Source organism: Microbacterium sp., from assembly GCF_017305435.1.
In the GTDB taxonomy this organism is placed as follows: Bacteria; Actinomycetota; Actinomycetes; order Actinomycetales; family Microbacteriaceae; genus Microbacterium.
This window is the reverse complement of record NZ_JAFKIP010000007.1, coordinates 196626-218523: the sequence shown is the minus strand read 5'-3', so window position 1 is coordinate 218523 and position 21898 is coordinate 196626. Positions and strand designations below refer to the sequence as shown.

Below are 21898 nucleotides of genomic sequence, written 5' to 3'. Positions count from 1 at the left end.
CATGCACGACAACGGATTCGATCGGTACGGCGGCGACGTCCTGGCATCCGGGTGGCGCGATCGCGGGCGGCCGACCACCCGGCGCATCGAGGCGGCGGCCGATCTCGTCGTCGAAGTCGCCGGCGACGGGTTCTGCGGCGCGGTCACGCGCGTGCAGTCCGGCACCGTCGAGCTCGAGGATCGCCTCGGACGGCGGCGTCTGTTCCCCCTGGGCGGAGGCTTCCTCATCGACGGCGCACCCGTCGAGCTCGTCGTCCCCGTCGCCGCCCCGGCGGCGCGCGCCCGCACCGCGTCGGGGTCGTTCGCCGCGGAGGACCGCCGCGCCCGCGTCGCCCGCGCGAGCCGCATCCTCGTGGAAGGGCGCCACGACGCCGAACTCGTCGAGAAGGTGTGGGGTGACGATCTGCGCGCCGAAGGCGTCGTCGTCGAATACCTCCAGGGCGTCGATCTGCTGGACGAGACCCTGCAGAACGAGCCCCCCGGTCCGGGGCGCCGCTACGGGGTGCTCGTCGACCACCTCGTGCCGGGCTCGAAGGAGTCGCGCATCGCCGACGCCGTCCGGCGCGGCCCGCACGGCGCGCACGTGCGGATCGTCGGGCATCCGCACATCGACGTCTGGCAGTGCGTCAGGCCGTCCTCCCTCGGCATCCGCGCCTGGCCCGACGTGCCGCGCGGCATCGAGTGGAAGGTCGGCGTCAGCCGCGCGCTCGGCTGGCCCGCGCGCGACCAGGCCGATCTCGCCCGCACGTGGCAGCGCATCCTGGCGTCGGTGAAGACCTACCGCGACCTCGACCCAGCGCTCCTCGGCCGTGTCGAGGAGCTCATCGACTTCGTCACGGCGTGACGCGAGCGGCCACCGATAGCCTGGGGGAGTGACCGACCCCGCTCCGCGCTTCCGTGACAAACCCGTCTCGTTCGTCCGCCGCAGCGGCCGGATGAGCGACGCCCAGGAGCGCGCCTGGCAGGACCTCGCGCCGCACTACGTCATCGACGTCGAGCGGGATGCCGCGGCCACGAGCGTGCGCCCGGGCACGTCGATCGACCCGGCGACCGTGTTCGGGCGGCGCGCGCCGCTCGTCGTCGAGATCGGATCGGGCCAGGGGCACGCGATCGTGCACGCGGCGACCGCCGCCCCGGAGCGCGACTTCCTCGCCGTCGAGGTCTTCCGGGCGGGGCTCGCCCGCACGATGCTCGACGCTGATCGGGACGGCGTCGCGAACCTGCGCCTCGTCGAGGCGAACGCGCCCGAGGTCCTCGAGCACCTGCTGCCCGCGGGCTCCGTCGATGAGCTCTGGATCTTCTTTCCCGACCCGTGGCACAAGGCCAAGCACAACAAGCGCCGTCTCGTCGCCCCCGCCTTCCCGCCGCTCGCGGCGCGCGCTCTGCGCGACGGCGGCGTGCTCCGCCTCGCGACCGACTGGGAGGACTACGCCCTCCAGATGCGCGACGTGATGGCGGCTGCCGCGGACTTCGCCCCCGCGTTCGACGGCGACTGGGCGCCCCGCTTCGACGGGCGCGTCATGACGGCGTTCGAGCGCAAGGGCCTGCAGAAGGGGCGCGAGATCTGCGACCTCGTCTACCGCCGGGAGCCGCGCGGGTGAGAACCCCCGCCGGTCAGCTCGCCGCGGGTCGGCCGGTCGTCGGCGCGGCGCTCCTTCCGGCGCTCCTCGTCGCGCTCGCCGCTCCGGCGTTCTTCGTCCTGCTCCAGCCGTGGCTCGGCTGGGTGCTGATCGTGGCGGGCGTGGGGCTCGCCGCGGCGCTCGAACGGGCGCGCGCCCTGGCATCCAGCCCCTCGCTGACGCGCGACCTCTCCCTCATCGCCGCGGGCCTCACGATCGTCAGCACGATGTCGCTCGAGGCGAAGCTCGACGACGCGTCGATGGTGCGCTTCACGCTCGTCCTGGGCGGCGCGGTCGCCGTGCCGTACGCGCTGTCGCGCTGGGTATACCGCGACCGGGCGATCGCCTTCCCCTGGCGGGGCGGCGGGCGGTGGCGACCGTGGCAGTGGGGGTGGCTGGCCGCGGTGCTGGTGCTCGGCTGGCTGATCCTGCCGTTCTACTTCATCACCTCCGGCGTCTACCTCAACTGGCCGGTCGTCGACGAGCCCGGTCTCATCGCGCGTCTGTTCGTCGGCGTCGGAGCGGTCGGAATCTGGGACGAGCTGTTCTTCATCTGCACCGTGTTCGCGGCGCTGCGTCGCCACCTCGCGGATGCCACGGCGAACGTCCTCCAGGCGATCGTGTTCGTCTCGTTCCTGTGGGAGCTGGGATATCGCGCGTGGGGACCCCTGCTGACGATCCCGTTCGCACTCCTGCAGGCGGTCATCTTCCTGAAGACCCGATCGCTCGCGTACGTCGTGACGGTGCATCTGCTGTTCGACGCCGTCGTGTTCGCCGTGCTCGTGCACGCCCACAACCCGGGGTTGCTGGACGGCCTGTTCCTCGTCTCGCCGTGAGCGGTGCGCCCGCGGCCCGTGCCCGGGCACTGCACAGGTCGCTCCGCTAGGCTCAATTCCGGATCCCGACCGGATCCCCGGACGAGGGTTCAGTACCCGGTGAGCGACAAGACTGACCGGAAGGTCACGTCATGTCGTGGATCGTTCTCATCGTCTCCGGATGCCTCGAAGCCGTCTGGGCGACCGCGCTCGGAAAGTCGGCGGGCTTCACGAAGCTCTGGCCGACCGTCGTCTTCGGCGTCGCGCTCGTCCTCAGCATGGGCGGACTCGCGTGGGCCATGCGCGACATCTCGACGGGCACGGCGTACGCCGTCTGGGTCGGGATCGGCGCCTCCCTCACCGTCGCGTACGCCATGATCACGGGCGACGAGGGATTCTCGGTCGTGAAGATGCTCCTCATCCTCGGCCTCGTCGGGTGCGTCGTCGGGCTGAAGCTCGTCGGCGAGCACTGACGCGCCCGCCGCTCGGGACGTGCGGTCGAGGCGTGCGGCATCCGCGGCGCGCGGATGACGTTATGCGTCGCCGTCTTTCGCCCTGTTGCGGTTGGTTTCGTCATCGTTTCCGCGCTCGCGCCGTCGGCGCGACGCTGGGACGATGCCGCATCTCATCGATCTCGCCGACGTGCGAGCGGCGCTCGCCGGTGACCGACCCGTGCGGCTGCTCGACGTGCGTTGGCGGCTCGACGTGCCCGAGGGGCGGCCGTCGTACCTCGCCGCCCACGTGCCCGGTGCCGTCTACGTCGATCTCGAGCGCGAGCTCGCAAGCCCCGGGCATCCCGAAGAGGGGCGGTACCCGCTGCCCCGCGACGCGGACCTCCTGGAGGCGGCCCGGCGCTGGGGGCTGGATGACGGCGACCTCGTCGTCGCGTACGACGACAACGACTCGGTCGCGGCCGCCCGGGCGTGGTGGCTGCTGCGCGAGCGCGGCATCGACATCCGCGTCCTCGACGGGGGGATAAGGGCGTGGGTCGCGGGCGGGCTTCCCGTCGGCTCGGGCGACCACCTCGCGACGCGCGGCTCGGTGACCTTCACCGGCGCCGGCCCGCGCATCGCCACGATCGACGACGTCGCTCGCGCACCGCTGACCGGCGTGCTCCTCGACGTCCGCGCGCCCGGGCACTACCGCGGGACCGTCGCGGGGATCGATCCGGCCGCCGGCCACATCCCCGGCGCGATCAACCTGCCGACGACGGCCTACATCGATTCGCGCGGGGGCCTGCGGTCACCCGACGAGATCCGCGCCGTCCTGCGCGAGCTGGACGTCGATCCGACCGCCGACATCGTCCTGTACTGCGGCACGGGGATCGCCTCGGCCCACTCGGCGCTCGCCCTCGCGAGCGCCGGCATCCCCCCGGCCATCTACCCGGGTGCATGGACCCAATGGTCGCGTGATCGCCGCCGCCCGGTCGCGGTCGGGCCGACCCCGGGAGACGTCTTCAGGGGCTGGTGAGACCGGGCGTCGTCACGGCGCGGCGATCGAACTGAATCGCGTCCGGCGGCGCAGGGCGAACCCGAGCCGCTCGTACGCCGCGATCGCGCCCGTGTTGGTCGCCGCCGCGTGCAGCAGGGCGCGGTCGCCGCGCGCCTGGATGTGGAAGGCGACGTCGAGGACCAGGCGCGACGCGAGCCCGCGGCGCCGGTGATCCTCGTCGACCGAGACGGCGCTGATCTCCGTCCAGCCTTCGGGGTGGAGCCGCTCGCCCGCCATCGCGATGAGCCGACCCTCGTGACGGATGCCGATGTAGCGTCCCAGCTCGTAGGTGCGGGGACGGAACGGCCCGGGCTGGTTGCGCTCGACGATGGCCAGCATCTCCGAGACGTCGTCGCGGCCGAGCAGGACGGCTTCGGGGTCGGGCCGCGGGTCGAGCGCCGCGGTCTCGACGAGCTGCACCCCGTCACCCCCGCCGACGAGCGTCCAGCCGTGGGGGACGTCGCCCTCGTAGCCCGACACGCCGAACACCTCGCCGGGGTCGAGGATCTCGCGGAGCGCGTCCCACACGTCGGGGTGGTCCCACGACCGGACGGCGACGAAGGGCGCGACATCCTCCGGGTAGCGCCGCGCGAGGTCGCCGCCGATCGCGAAGCGGGCGTGGGGTCCGGTGAGGGCGGACCACGGGGCGTTGTCGAGCGCGGTTTCGGGTACAGGGATGTGTGCGGGTGCAGGGGACACCTGGGTCATCCGTCCAGTTTCTGCCCCCGCGGACGGCCTGACGAGAGCGATCCGCGGAAGATGACGCTGCGTGTCACGGTGGGTCGTCGCATGTCGTCCCGGTTTGGGCGCCCGTCGGTGGTGGATCACAGTGGCCGACATGACAGCCCCTGTACACCTCGCCGTCGCCCTCGACCGCGCCGGCTGGCATCCCGCCGCCTGGCGTGATCCTTCCGCGACGCCGCTCGACCTGCAGAGTCCCGCGTATTGGCGGGCACTCCTCGAGACCGCCGATCGCGCCGGCATCGTGCTCGCCACGATCGAAGACGCGCTGAGCTTCACCGATCGCTTCGAATCGGCCGACGAGCCCGCCGCGGGACGCGTGCGCGGCCGGCTCGACGCCGTTCTGATCGCCGCGTACGCGGCGCCGTCGACGCAGCGCATCGGGCTCATCCCCACCGTGACGACGGCCCACACCGAGCCTTTCCACGTCGCGACCGGCATCCAGACCCTCGACTTCGCGAGTCGCGGACGGGCGGGGGTGCGGCTCGTCGCCGGGTCGTCGCCGGCCGAGCGGGCGAACTTCGGCCGCCGCGCATCCGGCCCGGATGGCCTCCCCGCCTCGCTCCGCGTCGAGGACGCTCCCGAGTTCCTCGCGGCGTTCCGTGAGACGGGCGAGGTCGCCGAGGTGCTCCGCCGGCTGTGGGACTCGTGGGAGGACGAGGCGATCGTCCGCGACGAGGCGCGGGGCCTGTTCCTCGACCCCGATCGCGTGCACCCCGCGCGGTTCGAGGGGGAGTTCTTCGCGGTCGAGGGGGCCTCGATCGTGCCGCGCTCGCCGCAGGGCCAGCCGCTCATCGCGGTCCTCGCTCACCAGCGCGTGCCGTATCTCCTGGCCGCCGAGAGCGCCGACGTCGTCTTCGTCACACCGCACGACGAGGGCTCGGCCACCGGCATCCTCGCCGAGCTCGATCAGGCCGTGGCGCACGTGCACCGACGTCACGAGCGGCTGCGGGTGTTCGCCGACCTCGTCGTGCTCGTCGAGGAGACGGCCTCCGCGGCACGGGATGCGGCCGCGCGCCTCGACGACCTCGCCGGGGCGCCGTTCACGTCGGACGCGCGCTACGTCGTCGGCACGCCGCTGCACGTCGTCGACGAGATCCGCGCCCTCGCGGCATCCGGTGTCGACGGCGTCCGCCTCCGCCCGGCCCGTCAGCCGCGCGACGTCGTCGCGATCGCCGAACGCGTCCTCCCGCTCCTCGACTCCTTCGGGGGCCTGCGCCGCGACGACCGGGTGTCGTTGCGCGGGCGTCTGGGGCTCGAGCGTCCGGCATCCCGCCCACTCCGAGAGAAGGTCTCGTCATGACCCGTCCCCGTCAGATCCATCTCGCCGCCCACTTCCCCGGCGTGAACAACACGACGGTGTGGAACGACGCGCACTCCGGCAGCCAGATCGACTTCTCCTCGTTCGAGTACTTCGGGCGCACCGCCGAGAAGGGTCTGTTCGACTACGTCTTCCTCGCAGAAGGTCTGCGGCTGCGCGAGCATCGCGGCCGCATCCACGGGCGCGACGTCGTCGGCCGCCCGAACACGCTCTCGATCCTCGCGGCGCTTGCCGCCGTCACCGACCACGTGGGGCTCGTCGGCACGCTCAACACGACGTTCAACGAGCCGTACGAACTCGCTCGCGAGCTCGCGACCCTCGACTGGCTGTCCGCGGGGCGGGCGGGGTGGAACGCCGTGACGAGCTCCGACGCCTTCCACGGCGCGAACTTCCGCCGCGGCGGCTTCCTCGACCACGCCGACCGGTACACCCGTGCCGCCGAGTTCGCGGAGCTCGCGAAGGAGCTCTGGGACTCCTGGGCGCCCGGGGACATCGTGGCGGATGCCGAGACGGGGCGATTCCTCCGGCCGGGCGCTCCCGCGCGGGTGCGGCACACCGGCGCCCAGTTCGACGTCGACGCCCTGTTCGACGTGCCGCGTTCGCCGCAGGGACGCCCCGTGATCGTCCAGGCGGGCGATTCCGCCGATGGGCGCGATTTCGGGGCGGCGCACGCCGAGGTCATCTTCTCGCTCCACACCGAGTTCGACGACGCGCGCGCGTTCTACGACGACGTGAAGGGTCGCCTGGCGGCGGACGGCCGCGACGAGGAGTCCCTGAAGATCCTTCCCGCGGCGACGTTCGTGATCGGCGACTCGGCGGCGGAGGCGCAGGAGCGCTCTCGCGAGATCGCGCTCCAGCAGGTGCGGCCCGAGACGGCCCTGACCTACATCGAGCAGGTGTGGGGGCGCGACCTGAGCGGCTACGACCCCGACGGCCCCCTGCCGCAGGTCGAGCCGGAGACCGGTGCCGAGTCCGACCACGGCTGGGCGAATCGCCACGCGGCCGTCCGCAAGCGGATCGCCGGTCTTCGCGAGCTCAGCGCGGCGGAGAACCTCAGCATCCGCGAGGTCGTCATCCGGCTGACGGCGAAGCACACGTTCGTCGGCACGCCGGAGCACATCGCGGCGGAGATCGACCGCTACGTGCAGGGGCGCGCCACCGACGGGTTCACGATCGTCGGGCACCTGTCTCCGCATGGCCTCGACGAGTTCGCCGATCGTGTCGTTCCGCTCCTGCAGGAGCGCGGCTCGTACCGCGAGGCGTACGAAGAGGGCGCGACGCTCCGCGACCTGCTGGGGCTGCCGGCCGTGCGGGCGGTCGACGCGGCCGTCGCGGCGAGATGAACGCTCGCCTCGTCGTCATCGGCGGAGGCCCGCGCGCGGCGATGCTCCTCGAGCGGATCGTCGCCCGGGCTTCCGACGGACTCGCCCCCAGCGGCCTCGCCGTCGAGGTCGACGTCGTCGACCCGCATCCCTTCGGCGCCGGCCGTATCTGGCGTCGCGCGCAGTCCGCGCTGCTGAAGCTCAACTCGATGGCGCAGGACGTCACCGTCTTCACCGACGACACGTGCCGCATCGACGGCCCGATCGTCCCCGGACCGTCGCTGATCGAGTGGGTCGAGGCGTGGCGCCGCGGTGAGCTCCCCGACGTGGAGATCGACGACGAGCTCGTGCGCGCCGAGGCGACGCGGCTCGCCGGCTCCGATTTCCCCACCCGCAGGCTCCAGAGCTCCTACCTCGCCTGGTTCGCGCGCCGCGTGCGCGCGTCCGCGCCGAGCGGAGTCGTCATCAGGGCGCGACAGGATGCCGCGACCGCCGTCCGCCGGGAGCGCGACGGCTGGCGGGTGCAGCTGGCGTCGGGCGCCGTCCTCGATGCCGACGCCGTCGTGTACGCGGTCGGCCACCACGGGTCGGCGCCGGACGCCTCGGTCGCCGACCTCGTCGAGCGCGCGCGCACGGCGGGACTCCACTACGTACCGCCGGCCTTCACGGCGGATCTCGACCTCGAGGGCATCCCACCCGGGGCCGACGTGATCGTCCGCGGCATGGGGCTCGCCGCCGTCGACCTCGTGGTCCTTCTCACGCAGGGCCGCGGAGGGCTGTTCGAACGCGTCGACGGCCGTCTGCGATATGTCGCATCGGGCCGCGAACCCCGCCTTCATCTGGGGTCGCGCCGCGGCGTCCCGTATCGCTCCAAGGTGTCCTCGCGTCTCCACGGCGATGCGCCGCAGCGCGACGTCCTCACGCCCGACGTGATCGCCGCGCTCTCGGCATCCGATGCTCCGCCCCTCGACTTCGACCGCGACGTCTGGCCGCTCATCGCATCGGAGCTGCTCCACGGTCACTATCGGGAGCTCTTCACGGGGCATCCGGATCGGGTGAGAGGGACGTGGGACGACGCGCGCCGCACGCTGTCACGCCACGCCTGGGACGATCCGGGCCTGCAGACGGCGATCGCGGCACTCGTTCCCGACCCGCTCGACCGGCTCGACATCGGAGACCTCGACCGCCCGTTCGGCGCTCCGGAGGACGGTGCGCGCGCTGCTCGCTTCGACAGCGCCGACGATGCGCACGACGCGGTCGTCGCGCACATCCGCCGCGATCTTCAGCTGCGGACGTCGCCGGAGCACAGTGCCGCCCAGGGCCTCTTCTTCGCGACCCTGCTGTCGTTCCTCGCCCTGAGCGAGATCCCCGCCGCACGCTGGAACGCGCGCTCGCGCGCCGTCACGCTGCCGGAACGCTGGCAGACGTTCTTCAGCTACGTCGCCAGCGGTCCGCCCGCGCATCGGCTCGAAGAGCTCCTCGCGCTCGCGGATGCCGGTGCGCTGCGCTTCCTCGGGCCCGAGGTGTCGGTCGCGATCGAGCCGGCGGACCGCGAGGGCATCGACGCCGGGTTCGTCGCCACGAGCCCCCGCCGTCCGGGCTCCGTACGCGCCGGGATCCTCGTCGACGCCTGGCTGCCGGCGAGCGTCGCCTCCCGGAGCGACGACGCTGCGCTGAGAGATCTCGTCGCGATCCACGGCAGCGAGCTGCGCGTCGCCGACGCGGAGTTCGCCGGATCGCTCGGCCGTGTCGTCGTTGCCGACGACGGACGCGTGGCGCGCGCCGGAGGAACGCTGCACGACACCCTCTTCGCGCTCGGCCCCTTCACGTCGCTCGCGGAGGGCGGGGCCTTCACACGTCCACGCAGCGACGCGCTGCCCTTCCGTCAGAACGACCGTGTCGCCGGGGCGATGATCGACGCCCTCCTCGGGGCGGCGGGCGTCGACGCGGAGGCGTCCGCCGCTGCGCCCGCCGTGGACGCCGCCGTCCTCGCGGGCCCGTGAGCGACGCGGCGGTCAGCGAAGCCCGTCCCGCGGGGACGGTCGGCCTCGCCGCTGCCTGGGCGCAGGCCCTGCCCGAGCTGTCGGTGCCCGTCCGTCTCGTCTCGCCGCGCGCGCCGCGGCTCCTCGCCGCGGACGAACCACTCCTTCGCGACCTCGGGTTCGACGTGGCACGCGTCGCGTCGTCCGACGGCGGCGAGTTCTTCGCGGGGGCCTACGCCGCGCGCGCCGTCGCACAGGTGTACGCGGGTCATCAGTGGGGCTCGTACCGCCCCATCCTCGGCGACGGGCGTGCGGCGCTCCTCGGTGAGGCGCGCGACGCGCGCGGGCGCCTGCGCGACATCCATCTCAAGGGCATCGGACCGACCCCGATGTCACGCGTCGACGGTTTCGCGACGGTCGGGCCCATGCTGCGGGAGTTCCTCGTGAGCGCGGCGATGCACGCGCTCGGCGTGCCGACGACCCGCGCGCTCGCCGTCATCGCGACGGGCGCGCCGCGTGTGCCGCGCGTGGGTGAGGACGACATCCTGCCGGGCGCGGTCCTCGCGAGGACCGCGGCGAGTCACGCTCGGTTCGGCTCCTTCGAGTACGCCCACCACCATCCCGACCCCGGTCTCCTCCGGCGCCTCGCCGATCACGTCATCGATCGCCACTACAGCTCGGCGCGGAGCGCGGCGGAGCCTTACCGCGCCCTCCTGGAAGCCGTCGTGGATGCCGTCGCATCCGTGACCGCGCTCTGGATGCGCCGAGGTTTCGTCCACGGCGTGCTCAGCACCGACAATGTGCTCGTCTCGGCGGAGACGATCGACTACGGGCCGTGCGCGTTCGTCGACGAGTACGACCCGCAGGTCGTCTTCAGCACGCTCGATCAGCATGGCCGCTACGCCCATGACCGGCAGCCGGCGATCATGGCGTGGAACCTCGCCCGCCTCGGCGAGGCGCTCGCGCCGCTGCTCGCGTCATCGCCCAGCGCGGGCGAGGCGACCGCGGCCGAGATCGTCGCGACGTTCGACGCCCGCTACCGCGCACATCGGCGCATCGGGTTCCGCGCGCAGCTGGGTCTCGACGATCGCGTCCCCGCGCGTGAGATCGACGAGGTCGCCGAGGCCGCCTTCGAACTCATCGAAAGGCACCGCGTCGACTACACCGGCTTCTGGCGCGATCTCGCCGCCGCCGCGGAGGGCGAGGAGCGCGCCGTCCGGGCGCGGTTCCTCGGCGAGGTGCCCGATCTCGACGCGTGGCTCGTGCGCTGGCGCTCCCACGCGCCGTCGGGAGCGGCCCTGCGTCGCGCGAACCCGATCTACATCCCGCGGAACCACCTCGTGGACGAAGCGCTGGATGCGGCGGTCGGCGGCGACCTCGTCCCGTTCGACCGGCTGCTCGCTCTCGTCCGCGACCCGTTCACGCGGCGAGCGGGTGCGGAATACCGGCGCTACGCGTGGCCGGCGCCGGCGGGGCATCCGCCGCACCGCACATTCTGCGGGACGTGACCGGGGCGATCGCGTGCCCGGCCAGATGACGCCGGATGACGCCGGACCTCGCCGCATGACGACACATTGAGCCGCATGACGACGCCGCCAGCGCCGATCGGGCGGTGCGGACACCCTGGGAGCAGCGATCTCGGGTCCCCGACCCCTGCGCCTGTCCCTCACCCCCTCTCGGAGTCGTCCATGTCCCATACCCCGCACCGCACCCCGCTGCGAGCCCGAGCCGCGGCGCTGATCGCCGCCGCGGGAGCGCTCACGGTCGTTCTCACCGCCTGTGCCGGCGGCACTCCCGCCGCCGCGCCCACCACGGCGGCGCCGAGCGCCGTCCCCGGCGGCAACCTCACCTTCGCGATCTCCGTCGACAGCCAGTGCATCGACCCGCAGCAGGTCGGCAACAACGACGCGATCGCGATCGCCCGCCAGACGGTCGCCTCGCTCACCACGCAGGACCCGGAGAGCGGCGAGATCCTCCCGTGGCTCGCCGACTCGTGGACCGTCAACGACGATGCGACGAGCTTCACCTTCACCCTCCGCACCGGTGCCACCTACGCCGACGGCGAGCCGATCGACGCGGCATCCGTAAAGACGAACTTCGAGGCGATCCAGGCGCTCGGGGCGAAGTCGACGCTCGGCTCGTCGTATCTCGCGGGCCTGAAGAGCATCGAGGTCGTCGACCCGCAGACGGTCACGATCGACTTCTCCGCGCCGAGCGCGCAGTTCCTGCAGGCGACATCGACGTTCACCCTCGGTCTCCTCTCGCCCGCCACGGCGGCCGTGAGCCAGCCCGACCGCTGCCTCGGCAAGTACGTCGGATCCGGTCCCTTCTCGGTCCAGAGCTACACCCCGAACCAGGGCGCCGTGCTCGAGCGCCGGACGGGGTACGACTGGGCTCCGCCCACCGCGGCGCACACGGGCGACGCCTACCTCGACACGATCACGTACGTCGTGATCCCGGAGTCCGGCAACCGCACCGGCAGCCTCCAGTCCGGGCAGATCGACGCGACGACCGGGATCGCCGCGACCGACGCGCCGCTCTTCCAGACCGACGGCTTCTGGGCGCTGAACCGCGCGAACCCGGGCGTCGTGTACAACCTGTACGCCAACCAGTCGACGCCGAAGCTCGCCGACAAGGCCGTCCGCCAGGCGATCCAGAAGGGCATCGACCGCGAGCAGATCACGTCGTCGCTCCTCGGCCCCGACGACACCCCCGCCGTCTCGCCGCTGTCGTCCTCGACGCCGTACTTCACCGACCTCAGCGACGACCTCGTCTACGACCCCGCTGCCTCGAAGAAGCTCCTCGACGGCGCCGGCTGGACGGTCGGCTCCGACGGGATCCGCGAGAAGGACGGCGAGAAGCTGAGCTTCCTCGTGACGTACTGGCAGGCCCCGAAGGAGGTGCTGGAGCTCGTGCAGCAGCAGCTGCGCCAGATCGGCGTCGACCTGCAGTTGAAGTTCGCGGCGATCGCCGATGTCCAGGCGGCGCAGGCGGCCGGGGACTACGACTTCAGCTACGGCAACCTGACGCGCGCCGACCCGGACGTCCTGCGCACCGTCTTCTCGTCCCAGGGGACCAACAACGTGACGAAGCGGACGGCGATCGATCCGATCGACGAGCTGCTCGCTTCGCAGGCGTCGATCACCGACCGCGCCGAGCGGCAGAAGGTCGTCGACGAGGCGGCGAAGCTCCTGATCAGCGACGCCTACTCCATCCCGATCTACCAGCTGTCGACCACGATCACGGCGGCGAAGAAGGTGGTGGACCTGAAGTTCGAGGCATCCAGCCGCCTCGACTTCTACGACGCCTGGATCTCGGAGTGAGTCGCGGCGTCCGCGACTGAGGTGTGACGAGGATGAGGAGCGAGACCGTGTGGCTGCGCTATGTGGGCCGGCGAGCAGGCCAAGGACTGCTCGTGCTGTGGGCGGCATACACGATCTCGTTCCTCATCCTCTACCTTCTGCCGGGGGATGCCGCGACGCTCTTCGCGGGCGGCGGTGATCAGGATGCGGTCGACCCCGCCCTCGTCGAGAAGCTGCGCGGTGAGCTCGGGCTCGACCGCCCCCTCTGGGAGCAGTACCTCGCGGCGCTCGGCCGTGCGCTCACGGGCGACCTCGGCGTCTCGACGCAGACCGGACGCCCCGCCACAGCGCTCCTGCTCGAGGCGCTTCCGCCGACGCTCGCGCTCACCTCGCTCGCGCTCGCCCTCTCCGTCCTCATCGGCGTCGGGCTCGCGCTCGGCGCCTCCCTGGCCCGTCCGACGTGGCTGCGGAATCTGCTCTTCTCCCTCCCGCCGATCGGGGTGTCGATCCCCGTCTTCTGGATCGGGCTCCTCCTCCTCCAGGCGTTCTCGTTCCGGTTGCGGATCTTCCCCTCGGTCGGAGATGCGGGCTTCGTCAGCCTCATCCTTCCGGCCGTCACGCTCGCGATCCCGTCGGGCGCATTCGTGGCGCAGCTCCTCGCGCGGAGCCTCCGCGCGACGCTCGCCCAGCCCTATGTGGACGTCGTCCGCGCAAAGGGCGCGAGCGAGGCGCGCGTCCAGCTCGGGCACGCGTTCCGGAACGCCGCCATCCCCACGCTCACGATGCTCGGGGTGCTGGTCGGCGGGCTGCTCTCGGGCGCCGTCGTCACCGAGACGGTGTATTCCCGACTCGGCATAGGTCGGCTCGTCGTCACGGCCGTCAACAACCGCGACGTGCCGGTCGTCCAGGCCGTGGTCGTCTTCGCGGCTTTCGTGTTCGTCGTCGCGAACCTCCTCGTCGACCTCGTCTACCCGCTCGTCGACCGTCGCATCACCCTCGCCCGCAGCGCGTTCGCCGCCGCATGAGCACGATGCCCGTCTCCCAAGGAGCTCTCATGGCACTCGACACGACCGTCGCCCTCCCCGAACAGGCCCTCGTGGCCCCGGTCCCAGGCGACCCGGACGCAGACTCCGCCACCGCGGTCGACACCGCGGAGAGCGCCGCGCCGCGAGCGGCCGCCACGAGCCGCTGGAGGGCCGTGCTGCGCCGGCCCTCGCTCGTCGCATCCATCGTGGTGCTCGTGCTCGTGACGCTGTGGGCGATCGCACCGACGTGGTTCACGGCGTGGGATCCGATCCAAGGGGTTCCCGCCGATCGCCTCCAGCCGCCGAGCGCGGCGCACTGGTTCGGAACCGACAATCTGGGGCGTGATCTCTTCGCTCGCGTCGTGCACGGCTCCGCCACGTCGCTCGCTGCGACGAGCGTCGCGGTCGTCGTCGGGCTGGCGGCGGGCTCGCTGTTCGGCCTGCTCGCGGGCTTCCTCCGCGGGATCGTCGACGACGCCATCATGCGCTTCATGGACGTGCTCCTCGCGATCCCGAGCCTGCTCCTGTCGCTCGCGCTCATCACGGCGCTCGGCTTCGGCACGCTCAACGTCGCGATCGCCGTCGGCCTGGCGAGCATCGCCTCGTTCTCGCGCGTCATGCGCGCCGAGGTCCTCACGGTGTCGACGGCCGTCTACGTCGAGGCCGCGCGCATCGCCGGTGTGCGGTGGTACACGATCCTCCGCCGACACGTGCTGCCCAACGCCTCGGGCCCGGTCGTCGCGCTGGCGGCGCTGGAGTTCGGCGTCATGGTGCTGGCGATCTCGTCGCTGTCGTTCCTCGGGTTCGGCGCGCCGCCGCCCGCGCCGGAGTGGGGATCGCTCGTCGCGGGCGGGCGCGACTACCTCGCGGTCGCCTGGTGGCTGACGACGCTCCCCGGGCTCGTGATCGTCGCCGTCGTCCTCGCCGCGAACCGCATCTCGCGCGCCCTCGAACGCGACGGCGGCCGTCGATGACCGCGCTGCTCGAGGTCGACGGACTCACCGTCTCCTATGCCGTCGCGGGATCGACCCGCACGGCGGTCGACGACGTCAGCTTCACCGTCGACCGGGGGGAGATCGTCGCGATCGTCGGAGAGTCGGGCTCGGGCAAGAGCACGACGGCGCACGCGGTCATCCATCTCCTCGCCCGGAATGCCGCGGTGGATGCCGGCTCGATCCGCCTCGACGGAGACGACCTGTCGCGGCTGTCGCCGCGGGCGTGGCGCGACGTGCGGGGCCGGCGGATCGGGCTCATCCCGCAGGACCCGGCGACGAGCCTCAACCCCGTCAAGCGCGTCGGGCGGCAGGTCGGGGAGCCCCTCGTCATCCATGGGCTCGCCGGGCGGCGCGGCGCCGATGCGCGCGCCGTCGAACTGCTCCGCCTGGCGGGGATCTCCGATCCCAAGGCTCGCGCGCTGCAGTTCCCGCACCAGTTCTCCGGTGGGATGACCCAGCGCGCGCTCATCGCGACGGCGCTCGCCGCCGACCCGCAGCTCGTGATCGCGGACGAGCCGACGAGCGCACTCGACGTCACCGTGCAGAAGCAGATCCTCGACCACCTGGATCTCCTCGCGCGCGACCTCGGCACCGCCGTCCTCCTCATCACGCACGACCTCGGCGTCGCCGCGGACCGTGCGGACCGCATCATCGTGATGCAGCACGGCCGGATCGTCGAGGAAGGGTCGGCGCCGCAGGTGCTCGCCGCTCCGCGGCATCCCTACACCCGCGCGCTCATCGCGGCGGCGCCCGGGCTGCGTGCGGCACCGATCCTGCGGGTCGCGTCCCGCCCGGTCTCCTCGTCGGAGCGCTCCTCGTCGGAGCATTTCGAAAGGCAGGCGCCGAAGGATGCCGCGCCGCTCCTCGAGCTCGTCCGACTCCGCAAGGAGTTCGCGCTGCCCGGCAGAGTCCCCCTCGTCGCGGTCGACGACGTCTCGCTCGCCGTCGGTCGCGGGGAGACCGTCGCGATCGTGGGAGAGTCGGGGTCCGGCAAAACGACGACGGCGCGTCTCGCGCTGCGCCTCGAACGCCCGACGGCGGGGGAGATCCGCTTCGACGGGGTGGATCTCGTCCACGCGCGTCGAGAGGAGCTGCGGACCATCCGGCGACGGTTGCAGCTCGTCCACCAGAGCCCGTTCGCGTCCCTCGACCCGCTGTTCTCGATCGCCGACATCGTCGACGAGCCGCTGCGCGCCTACGGCGTCGGCGATCGCGCCGAGCGGGCCGCGCGCGTGCGCGAGCTGCTCGATCAGGTAGCACTCCCCGCCGACCTCGCGCGCCGCCGCCCGGCGGAGCTGTCGGGTGGGCAGCGCCAGCGCGTCGCGATCGCGCGCGCGCTCGCCCTGCGACCGGAGCTCGTCGTGCTCGACGAGGCGGTGTCCGCGCTCGACGTCTCGGTGCAGGCGCAGATCCTCGCCCTCCTCGCCGAGATCCAGCGTGATTCGGGTGTCGCGTACCTCTTCATCAGTCACGATCTCTCCGTCGTGCGGGAGATCTCCGATCGGGTCGCCGTCATGCAGGCCGGCCGGGTCGTCGAGGAGGGACGGACCTCCGTCGTCCTGACGACGCCGCGCCATGACTACACGCGGCGACTCATCGACGCGATCCCCGGCCGACGGGCCCCGCAGGGGGTGCCGGCATGAGCGACCTCGGGCGCGACACCGTGGAGCTCCTGCAGCAGCTCATTCGAGGCGAGGCCGTCAACGACGGCGCGCCCGACGGCGGCGGTGAGCACCGCCAGGTCGAGACGCTCCTGCGCTACTTCGAGGGCTCGGGGCTGGAAGGGGTGACGGTCGAGCCGCACCCGGGGCGTACGTCCCTCGTCGTCCGGATCGAGGGCACCGACGCCTCGGCTCCCGCGCTCGCTCTCGTCGGGCACACCGATGTCGTGCCTGTCGAGCCCGCGGGGTGGTCGCGCGATCCGTTCGCCGCGGAGATCGTCGACGGTGTCGTGTGGGGGCGCGGGGCGATCGACATGCTGAACCTCACGGCGGCGTACGCCGCCGTGACGCGCCGGCTCGCCGTCGAAGGCTTCCGGCCGCGCGGCGACCTCGTGTTCGCGGCCGTCGCCGACGAGGAGAACGGCAGCCGGTTCGGCGTCGAGTGGCTCACCGAGCACCGACTCGACCTGATCGACGCCGACTACGTGCTCACCGAGTCGGGCGGCGCCCACGCGGGCCCCCGTCCCGGGATCACCGTCATGGTGGGGGAGAAGGGCGGCGCCGGGCGGCGCCTGCGGGTGACGGGGACTCCGGGACACGGATCGGCGCCGTGGGGCGCCCGCAACGCCGCCGTGCTCGCCGCCGAGGCGGTCGTCCGCCTGAGCCGCCACCGAGCGCCCGCCGTCATCACCCCGCAGTGGCGCGACTACGCCCGAGCGCTCGATCTGGATGCCGAGACGACCGCGGCGCTCGTCGACGCCGACCGCATCGACGACGTGCTGCCGCACCTCGGCGCGCTGGCGGGCTTCGCACACGCGTCGACGCACACGACCGTCTCGCCCAACGTGGTGCGCGCGGGTGAGAAGGGCAACGTCATCCCCGGAGAGGCCACCGTGCAGCTGGACATCCGGGTTCTCCCGGGTGTCTCGCGCGAGGACGTCGAAGGTCAGCTGCGCGACGCGCTGGGCGACCTGCTGGAGCACATCGAGATCGAGGGCGACTGGTTCGGCGAGGCGACGCTGTCACCCACCGACACCCCCTTGTTCGACGCCCTCGGGTCCGCCGTCCGTCGCGTGCACCCGGGTGCCGAGCTTCTGCCGATGCTGGGCGTCGGCGGCACCGACGGCCGCTTCTACCGTCGTCGCGGCATCCCGGCCTACGGCTTCGGCGTGCTCAGCGAGCGGTGGGACTACGGCACGTTCCGGCGTCTCTTCCACGGCAACGACGAACGGATCGACGTCGCCTCGCTCGAACTCACCGTCACGGCGCTCGACGACGTCGTGCGGACGTTCCACGACCCGGGCGGCTCTGCGCGCGCCCGTCGAATCGACGGCCCGGAACGAACCGACAGCAGAAAGAAGGCGACGACATGACCACCGATACCGACTCGCACAGCCTCATCCCCGCGACGGGGATCATCGTCGCGGGCACGTACCCCGAGCACGACCCCCGGGCGGGGTTGGAAGAGACCCTCGACCTGTTCGCCTACGCCGAGGAGCTCGGCTTCGACGTGGCCGGGGTGCGGCAGCGGCACCTGGAGCGGGGAGTCTCCTCGGCCCTCACGTTCCTCGCCGCAGTCACGCAGCGTACGAGCCGCATCCGGCTCGAGACCGATGTCATCCCGCTCGGCTACGAGACGCCGTTCCGGCTCGCGGAGGACTTCGCGACGGTCGACGCGCTCTCCGGCGGCCGACTGAACGTCGGCGTCTCGACCTCTGCTCCGCACGCCGATCTGCTGCGCGCGCTCGGCCGGCCCGACGCCGATCCGGGCGCGGACCCGTTCGAGCTCATCTCGCGGTTCCTGGAAGCGCTCGAAGGCCACGTCCTCGGCGCGGACCCGCTCTCCACCCCGTACGGGCCGCAGGTGCCGCGCATCCAGCCGCACGTCCCGGCCCTGCGTCGGCGCGTGTGGCTCGGGGGCGGCTCGCTCCGCTCCGTGCGATGGGCTGCGGCGCGCGGCCTGAAGCTCCTCCTCGGAAACGTCGGCGACGGCGACGCGGCGGACACGTTCGAGGAGGCGCAGGCGATCCACATCGCGGAGTACCACCGTCTGTTCACCAGTGACGACGGGGGCGGCGATGTCCCCGAGGTCGCCGTCGAGAGAGTCATCCTGCCCATCGACACGGCCACGGCGGCTCAGCGCGCGCACTATGCCGCCTATGCGAGCGAGCGCGATGTGCGGACGGCGCAGCCGGTCACCGTCGGCTCCCGCCGCATCGTCTTCCAGCGCGACCTGTACGGCACTGCCGCGGAGATCGCCGATCGCCTCGCGTCGGATCCCTCGTTCGACGGCCGCACCGAGCTGCGGGTCGCCCTGCCCTACGGCTTCGCCCTCGAGGAGTATCGGCAGATCCTGTTCGACGTCCGTCACGCCGTCCTGCCGCTCGTCGCCGCGCGCACGGCCGCCGCGGTCGGCAGCGCCGCCTGACCGGGCGTGCCCGCGGCATCCACCCTCGAAACGACGACCGGGAATCGACGACAGGAGAGACCATGACCAGCACGACCGATGCCGGCATCGACCGCGCGCAGTTCGCCGACGAGTGGGACACGTGGCACCGCGCCCACGAGGAGCGCCGGAACGACCCGCTCGGCTTCCACGCGATCACGGGCCTGCACTGGCTCGGCGCGGAACCCGTCCGCCTGGACGGGGCACCGGGTGCGTGGAGCAGCGGTGGCGCGGGGACGGAGGGGACCGTCGTCGAGTTGCGGGACGACGAACGGCTGACGCTGGACGGCGAGGTCATCACCGACCGTCACGTACTCGGCGTGCTCCCCGAGCGCGCGTCCGTCTTCCTCTCGTTCACCGACGGTGAGGTGACGGGCGCGATCGAGCTCGCGCAGCGCGGCGGGCACACGATCGTGCGACCCCGGCGGTCCGACCATCCCTTCCTGGCGGCGTATCCCGGTACACCCGCGTATCTGCCGGACCCTGGATGGCGGGTCGCGGCCCGATTCGTTCCGTTCGATCACCCGCGGCCGACCGCGGTCGGCTCCGCGGTCGACGGGCTCACCCACGTGTACGAAGCGCCGGGTCGGCTGGAGTTCGCCTGGCGGGGGGAGTCGTTCGCGCTCACCGCGTTCCCCGGCCGCGGCAGCGGACTGCTCGTCCTCTTCACCGACGCGACGAGCGGCGTCACGACGTACGCCGCGAACCGCGCCGTCGCCGTCGATGCTCCGGATAAGAGCGGCTGGACGACGATCGACTTCACCCGCGCGACCAATCTGCCGTGCGCGTACACCGATTTCGCGACGTGCCCGCTCCCGCCGAGCGAGAACCGCCTGCCGATCGCGATCGAAGCGGGGGAGAAGACGCCGCGGTCTCGCGTGCACGGCGAGACATCGCAGGTTCCGGCCTGAAGTCTCGGCGCCTCCACGCCCGGCCGCCGTCCCCTGAGCGGTCTCAGGGGACGGCCGCCGCGGCGGTGAGCTCCTTCGCGAAGCAGCGCGAGAGCGCGAAGGGAGTGTAGGGCTCGAACGGTGCGATGCGCGCGTAGCCCGCCTTCTCGTACAGGACGACGGCGTCGTGCTGACGATCTCCCGTCTGCAGGACGAGCCGCGGCGCGCCGCGCTCGCGGCCGATGCGCTCGAGCTCGGCAAGGAGCGCCCGACTGAGCCCGAGTCCTCGTGCGCGCGGATGCACGTAGAACCGCTTGATCTCGAGGTCGCGCGTGCCGTCGTGCGCGAGGTCGCGCAGCGCCGCGTGGCCGAGCGGAGCGCCACCCCGATCCGTCGCGATGATCGTCGCGACGATCGTCGCCGGGTCGATCGAGAACGCGTGCGCTGCGGCATCCGCGTCGGCGGCGGAGAACGCGTCGGCGTAACGAGGGCCGACCTCGGCATCCATCCGCTCCCGCAGCGCCTCGGCGCGCGGGTCGTCCCATGCGACGTGCTCGATGCGCCAGGATGCCGCGGATGCCGCACCGTCGTTCGCCGCGTCGAGGTCGTAGCCGAAGGCGAGGAGGGTCACGACGCGGCCGGGTTCCAGTTCGCGCTCCTGTTCGCGCTCGGGCAGACGCCGGAATCCGAGCTTGGTGTACAGCGCGTGCGCCCCGGTCATCTCCGGCCCCGAGTTCATGACGACCCGGTGCGAGCCGCGTTCGGCGGCGAGTGCGATCACGTGCCGGGTCAGCGCCTCGCCGATGCCGCGGCCCCGGGCGTGCGGGGCGACCGCGAGCTGGCGGAAGTCGGTCTCGCCGGGCCGGCCGATGTCGGGGTTCAGGGGACGATTGGGGCGCGAGACCCACACGGTACCGAGGAGGTCGCCCGTGGGGTCCGTCGCGACCCACACATCGCCCTCGCGCACGCGGGCCGCGACGTCGCGCAGCGACGTGAGGTACTGATCGGAGAGCGCCCCGTAGCTGGCGATGTACGCCGCCGCCGTCACCTCGCCGGCGCGGGCGTACTCCTCGGTGCGGACCAGACGGATCGTGACGTCGTCGCCGGTCGTCGCACCGTCGGCGGGGTCGGATGCCGCGGCATCCTCTCGCCCGCCCCCGCCCCAGGCGTCGGCCAGCAGGCGGTACGACGCGATGCGGTCGGCGGGATCGTGCGCGATCGTCGTGACGAGGAGCTCGTCGGCGCCCGTGACCCGCTGGAGCGTCTCGAGCCGGGCGACGACCGTGTGCGGCGACCCGACGAAACGGGTGCGCAGGCGGTCGCGGACGATCTCCTCCTCTGCGGGCGTCAGCGGATCCGCGGCCGCGTCGTCGGGGGCGGGGTAGGGGGCAGCGCCGTCGCCGGCGCGGATGCTGTGCACCCACCGACCGTACCCGGCTCCGAGGCGTTCGGCCTCGGCATCCGTTTCGGCGACCAGGACGTCGACCGACACGATGACCTGGGGTGCGGGGAGGCGCCCGGGGCGGAAAGCGGATCGGTACGCGGCGATCGCGTCGAGGACGAACGACGGCGCCACGTGATAGTTCGCGCCGAAGGGAAGCCCCAGCGCGCCCGCGAGGCGCGCGCTCGGGCCCGGTGTGGACCCGTGGATCCAGGTCTCGACCGACTGACCCTCGGCCGGGGTCGCGTGCAGGGTCACGCCTCCCGGTGCGGCGGAGGGACCGGAGAAGTACGCGAGGATGTCGGCGACATCCTCCGCGAACCGGTCGCCGACGTCGTCCCCGCGGCCGAGCGCGCGCGCCTGCGCGACGAAACGAGGTGCGTCGAAGGGGAAGACCGTCGTCGCCGCGGGGATGAGCAGCCCGTCGACCTCTCGGTCGCCGGCGACCTGCGCCGGCGCGGGTGGGCGCGCTCCCGATCGTCCGATCCCGAGATCGACGCGGCCCGGGTGCAGCGCCGCGACGACGCCGATCGCCTCGGCCACCTGAGCTGGTGAGTAGTTGCCGATGATGGTCGCCGCGGTGCCGACGCGGATGCGCTCCGTGGTGGCGGCGACCGCCGCGAGGAGCACATGCGGCGCCGACCCCGCGATGCCGGAGTTGAAGTGGTGCTCGGCGAGCCAGAAGCGGCGATAGCCGAACGCCTCCGCGGCGCGCGCCAGCTCGAGCGTGGTGCGGAGCCCCGTCGCGGGGGACTGGCCGATCCCGAAAGGCGACAGGTCGAGGACCGACAGGGGGACGCGGGACATGGGACTCTCCGAAGGGCATGAGACGACACGGTGAGGGGAC

General features: G+C 72.6%; 18 protein-coding genes and 1 riboswitch. Of the genes, 16 read left to right on the top strand and 2 right to left on the bottom strand.

The features are described from left to right. Position 1 precedes the first annotated feature (1 nt). From J0I43_RS13930 to J0I43_RS13910, 5 genes are all read left to right on the top strand, one after another. On the top strand, positions 2 to 844 hold the full coding sequence (locus J0I43_RS13930) for a DUF3097 family protein (RefSeq protein WP_292865052.1): 843 nt from the start codon (positions 2 to 4) through the stop codon (positions 842 to 844). Positions 845 to 935: 91 nt separating this feature from the next. Further along, the gene (trmB, locus tag J0I43_RS13925; protein WP_292865346.1) at positions 936 to 1601 is read left to right on the top strand and encodes a tRNA (guanosine(46)-N7)-methyltransferase TrmB; all 666 of its coding nucleotides are present in this window, start codon (positions 936 to 938) and stop codon (positions 1599 to 1601) included. Continuing rightward, a complete protein-coding gene (locus J0I43_RS13920; RefSeq protein ID WP_292865049.1) occupies positions 1598 to 2455 on the top strand; it encodes a CPBP family intramembrane glutamic endopeptidase in 858 nt (285 codons plus the stop codon). Before trmB ends, J0I43_RS13920 begins: the two co-directional genes overlap by 4 nt. 52 nt (positions 2456 to 2507) lie before the next feature. Beyond that, positions 2508 to 2576: riboswitch (guanidine-III (ykkC-III) riboswitch) on the top strand. A gap of 10 nt (positions 2577 to 2586) precedes the next feature. Then, complete coding sequence (locus J0I43_RS13915; protein WP_292865046.1) at positions 2587 to 2907, top strand: multidrug efflux SMR transporter; 321 nt, start codon at positions 2587 to 2589, stop codon at positions 2905 to 2907. 142 nt (positions 2908 to 3049) lie between these two features. Continuing rightward, positions 3050 to 3904: a sulfurtransferase gene (locus J0I43_RS13910; RefSeq protein ID WP_292865043.1), complete on the top strand. Its 855-nt coding sequence runs from the start codon at positions 3050 to 3052 to the stop codon at positions 3902 to 3904. A 12-nt stretch (positions 3905 to 3916) separates the two neighbouring features. Here the strand turns inward: J0I43_RS13910 and J0I43_RS13905 are convergent, their stop codons facing one another. After that, positions 3917 to 4633: a GNAT family N-acetyltransferase gene (locus J0I43_RS13905; protein WP_292865040.1), complete on the bottom strand. Its 717-nt coding sequence runs from the start codon at positions 4631 to 4633 to the stop codon at positions 3917 to 3919. Positions 4634 to 4763: 130 nt separating this feature from the next. Here J0I43_RS13905 and J0I43_RS13900 point away from each other — a divergent pair, with 130 nt between their 5' ends. The 11 genes from J0I43_RS13900 to J0I43_RS13850 all read left to right on the top strand — a co-directional run bounded on the left by J0I43_RS13900 (position 4764) and on the right by J0I43_RS13850 (position 19631). Further along, positions 4764 to 5969 (top strand): LLM class flavin-dependent oxidoreductase, encoded by a 1206-nt coding sequence (locus tag J0I43_RS13900; protein WP_292865037.1) that lies wholly within the window; start codon positions 4764 to 4766, stop codon positions 5967 to 5969. Then, positions 5966 to 7330, top strand: coding sequence for an NtaA/DmoA family FMN-dependent monooxygenase (locus J0I43_RS13895; protein ID WP_292865034.1), 1365 nt, complete (start codon positions 5966 to 5968; stop codon positions 7328 to 7330). Before J0I43_RS13900 ends, J0I43_RS13895 begins: the two co-directional genes overlap by 4 nt. Continuing rightward, on the top strand, positions 7327 to 9312 hold the full coding sequence (locus J0I43_RS13890) for an FAD/NAD(P)-binding protein (protein ID WP_292865032.1): 1986 nt from the start codon (positions 7327 to 7329) through the stop codon (positions 9310 to 9312). Before J0I43_RS13895 ends, J0I43_RS13890 begins: the two co-directional genes overlap by 4 nt. Then, the gene (locus J0I43_RS13885) at positions 9309 to 10799 is read left to right on the top strand and encodes a protein adenylyltransferase SelO family protein (RefSeq protein ID WP_292865030.1); all 1491 of its coding nucleotides are present in this window, start codon (positions 9309 to 9311) and stop codon (positions 10797 to 10799) included. The genes J0I43_RS13890 and J0I43_RS13885 overlap by 4 nt, the downstream gene beginning before the upstream one ends. Before the next feature lie 180 nt (positions 10800 to 10979). Continuing rightward, positions 10980 to 12614 carry an ABC transporter substrate-binding protein gene (locus J0I43_RS13880; protein ID WP_292865028.1) on the top strand — a complete coding sequence of 545 codons (1635 nt, stop codon included), beginning with the start codon at positions 10980 to 10982 and terminating at the stop codon, positions 12612 to 12614. A gap of 32 nt (positions 12615 to 12646) precedes the next feature. Further along, on the top strand, positions 12647 to 13618 hold the full coding sequence (locus tag J0I43_RS13875; RefSeq protein WP_292865025.1) for an ABC transporter permease: 972 nt from the start codon (positions 12647 to 12649) through the stop codon (positions 13616 to 13618). A gap of 29 nt (positions 13619 to 13647) precedes the next feature. Then, positions 13648 to 14592 (top strand): ABC transporter permease, encoded by a 945-nt coding sequence (locus tag J0I43_RS13870; protein WP_292865022.1) that lies wholly within the window; start codon positions 13648 to 13650, stop codon positions 14590 to 14592. Continuing rightward, positions 14589 to 16256, top strand: a complete 1668-nt coding sequence (locus tag J0I43_RS13865; protein WP_292865019.1) for an ABC transporter ATP-binding protein — start codon at positions 14589 to 14591, stop codon at positions 16254 to 16256. The genes J0I43_RS13870 and J0I43_RS13865 overlap by 4 nt, the downstream gene beginning before the upstream one ends. Continuing rightward, the gene (locus J0I43_RS13860; RefSeq protein ID WP_292865016.1) at positions 16253 to 17647 is read left to right on the top strand and encodes a M20/M25/M40 family metallo-hydrolase; all 1395 of its coding nucleotides are present in this window, start codon (positions 16253 to 16255) and stop codon (positions 17645 to 17647) included. The genes J0I43_RS13865 and J0I43_RS13860 overlap by 4 nt, the downstream gene beginning before the upstream one ends. After that, positions 17644 to 18702: an LLM class flavin-dependent oxidoreductase gene (locus J0I43_RS13855; protein WP_292865013.1), complete on the top strand. Its 1059-nt coding sequence runs from the start codon at positions 17644 to 17646 to the stop codon at positions 18700 to 18702. Before J0I43_RS13860 ends, J0I43_RS13855 begins: the two co-directional genes overlap by 4 nt. A 62-nt stretch (positions 18703 to 18764) precedes the next feature. Further along, a complete protein-coding gene (locus J0I43_RS13850; RefSeq protein ID WP_292865010.1) occupies positions 18765 to 19631 on the top strand; it encodes a DUF1684 domain-containing protein in 867 nt (288 codons plus the stop codon). A 43-nt stretch (positions 19632 to 19674) separates the two neighbouring features. On the opposite strand, the gene J0I43_RS13845 is transcribed toward J0I43_RS13850, so the two are convergent. Continuing rightward, positions 19675 to 21858, bottom strand: a complete 2184-nt coding sequence (locus tag J0I43_RS13845; RefSeq protein WP_292865007.1) for an LLM class flavin-dependent oxidoreductase — start codon at positions 21856 to 21858, stop codon at positions 19675 to 19677. Positions 21859 to 21898 lie beyond the last annotated feature (40 nt).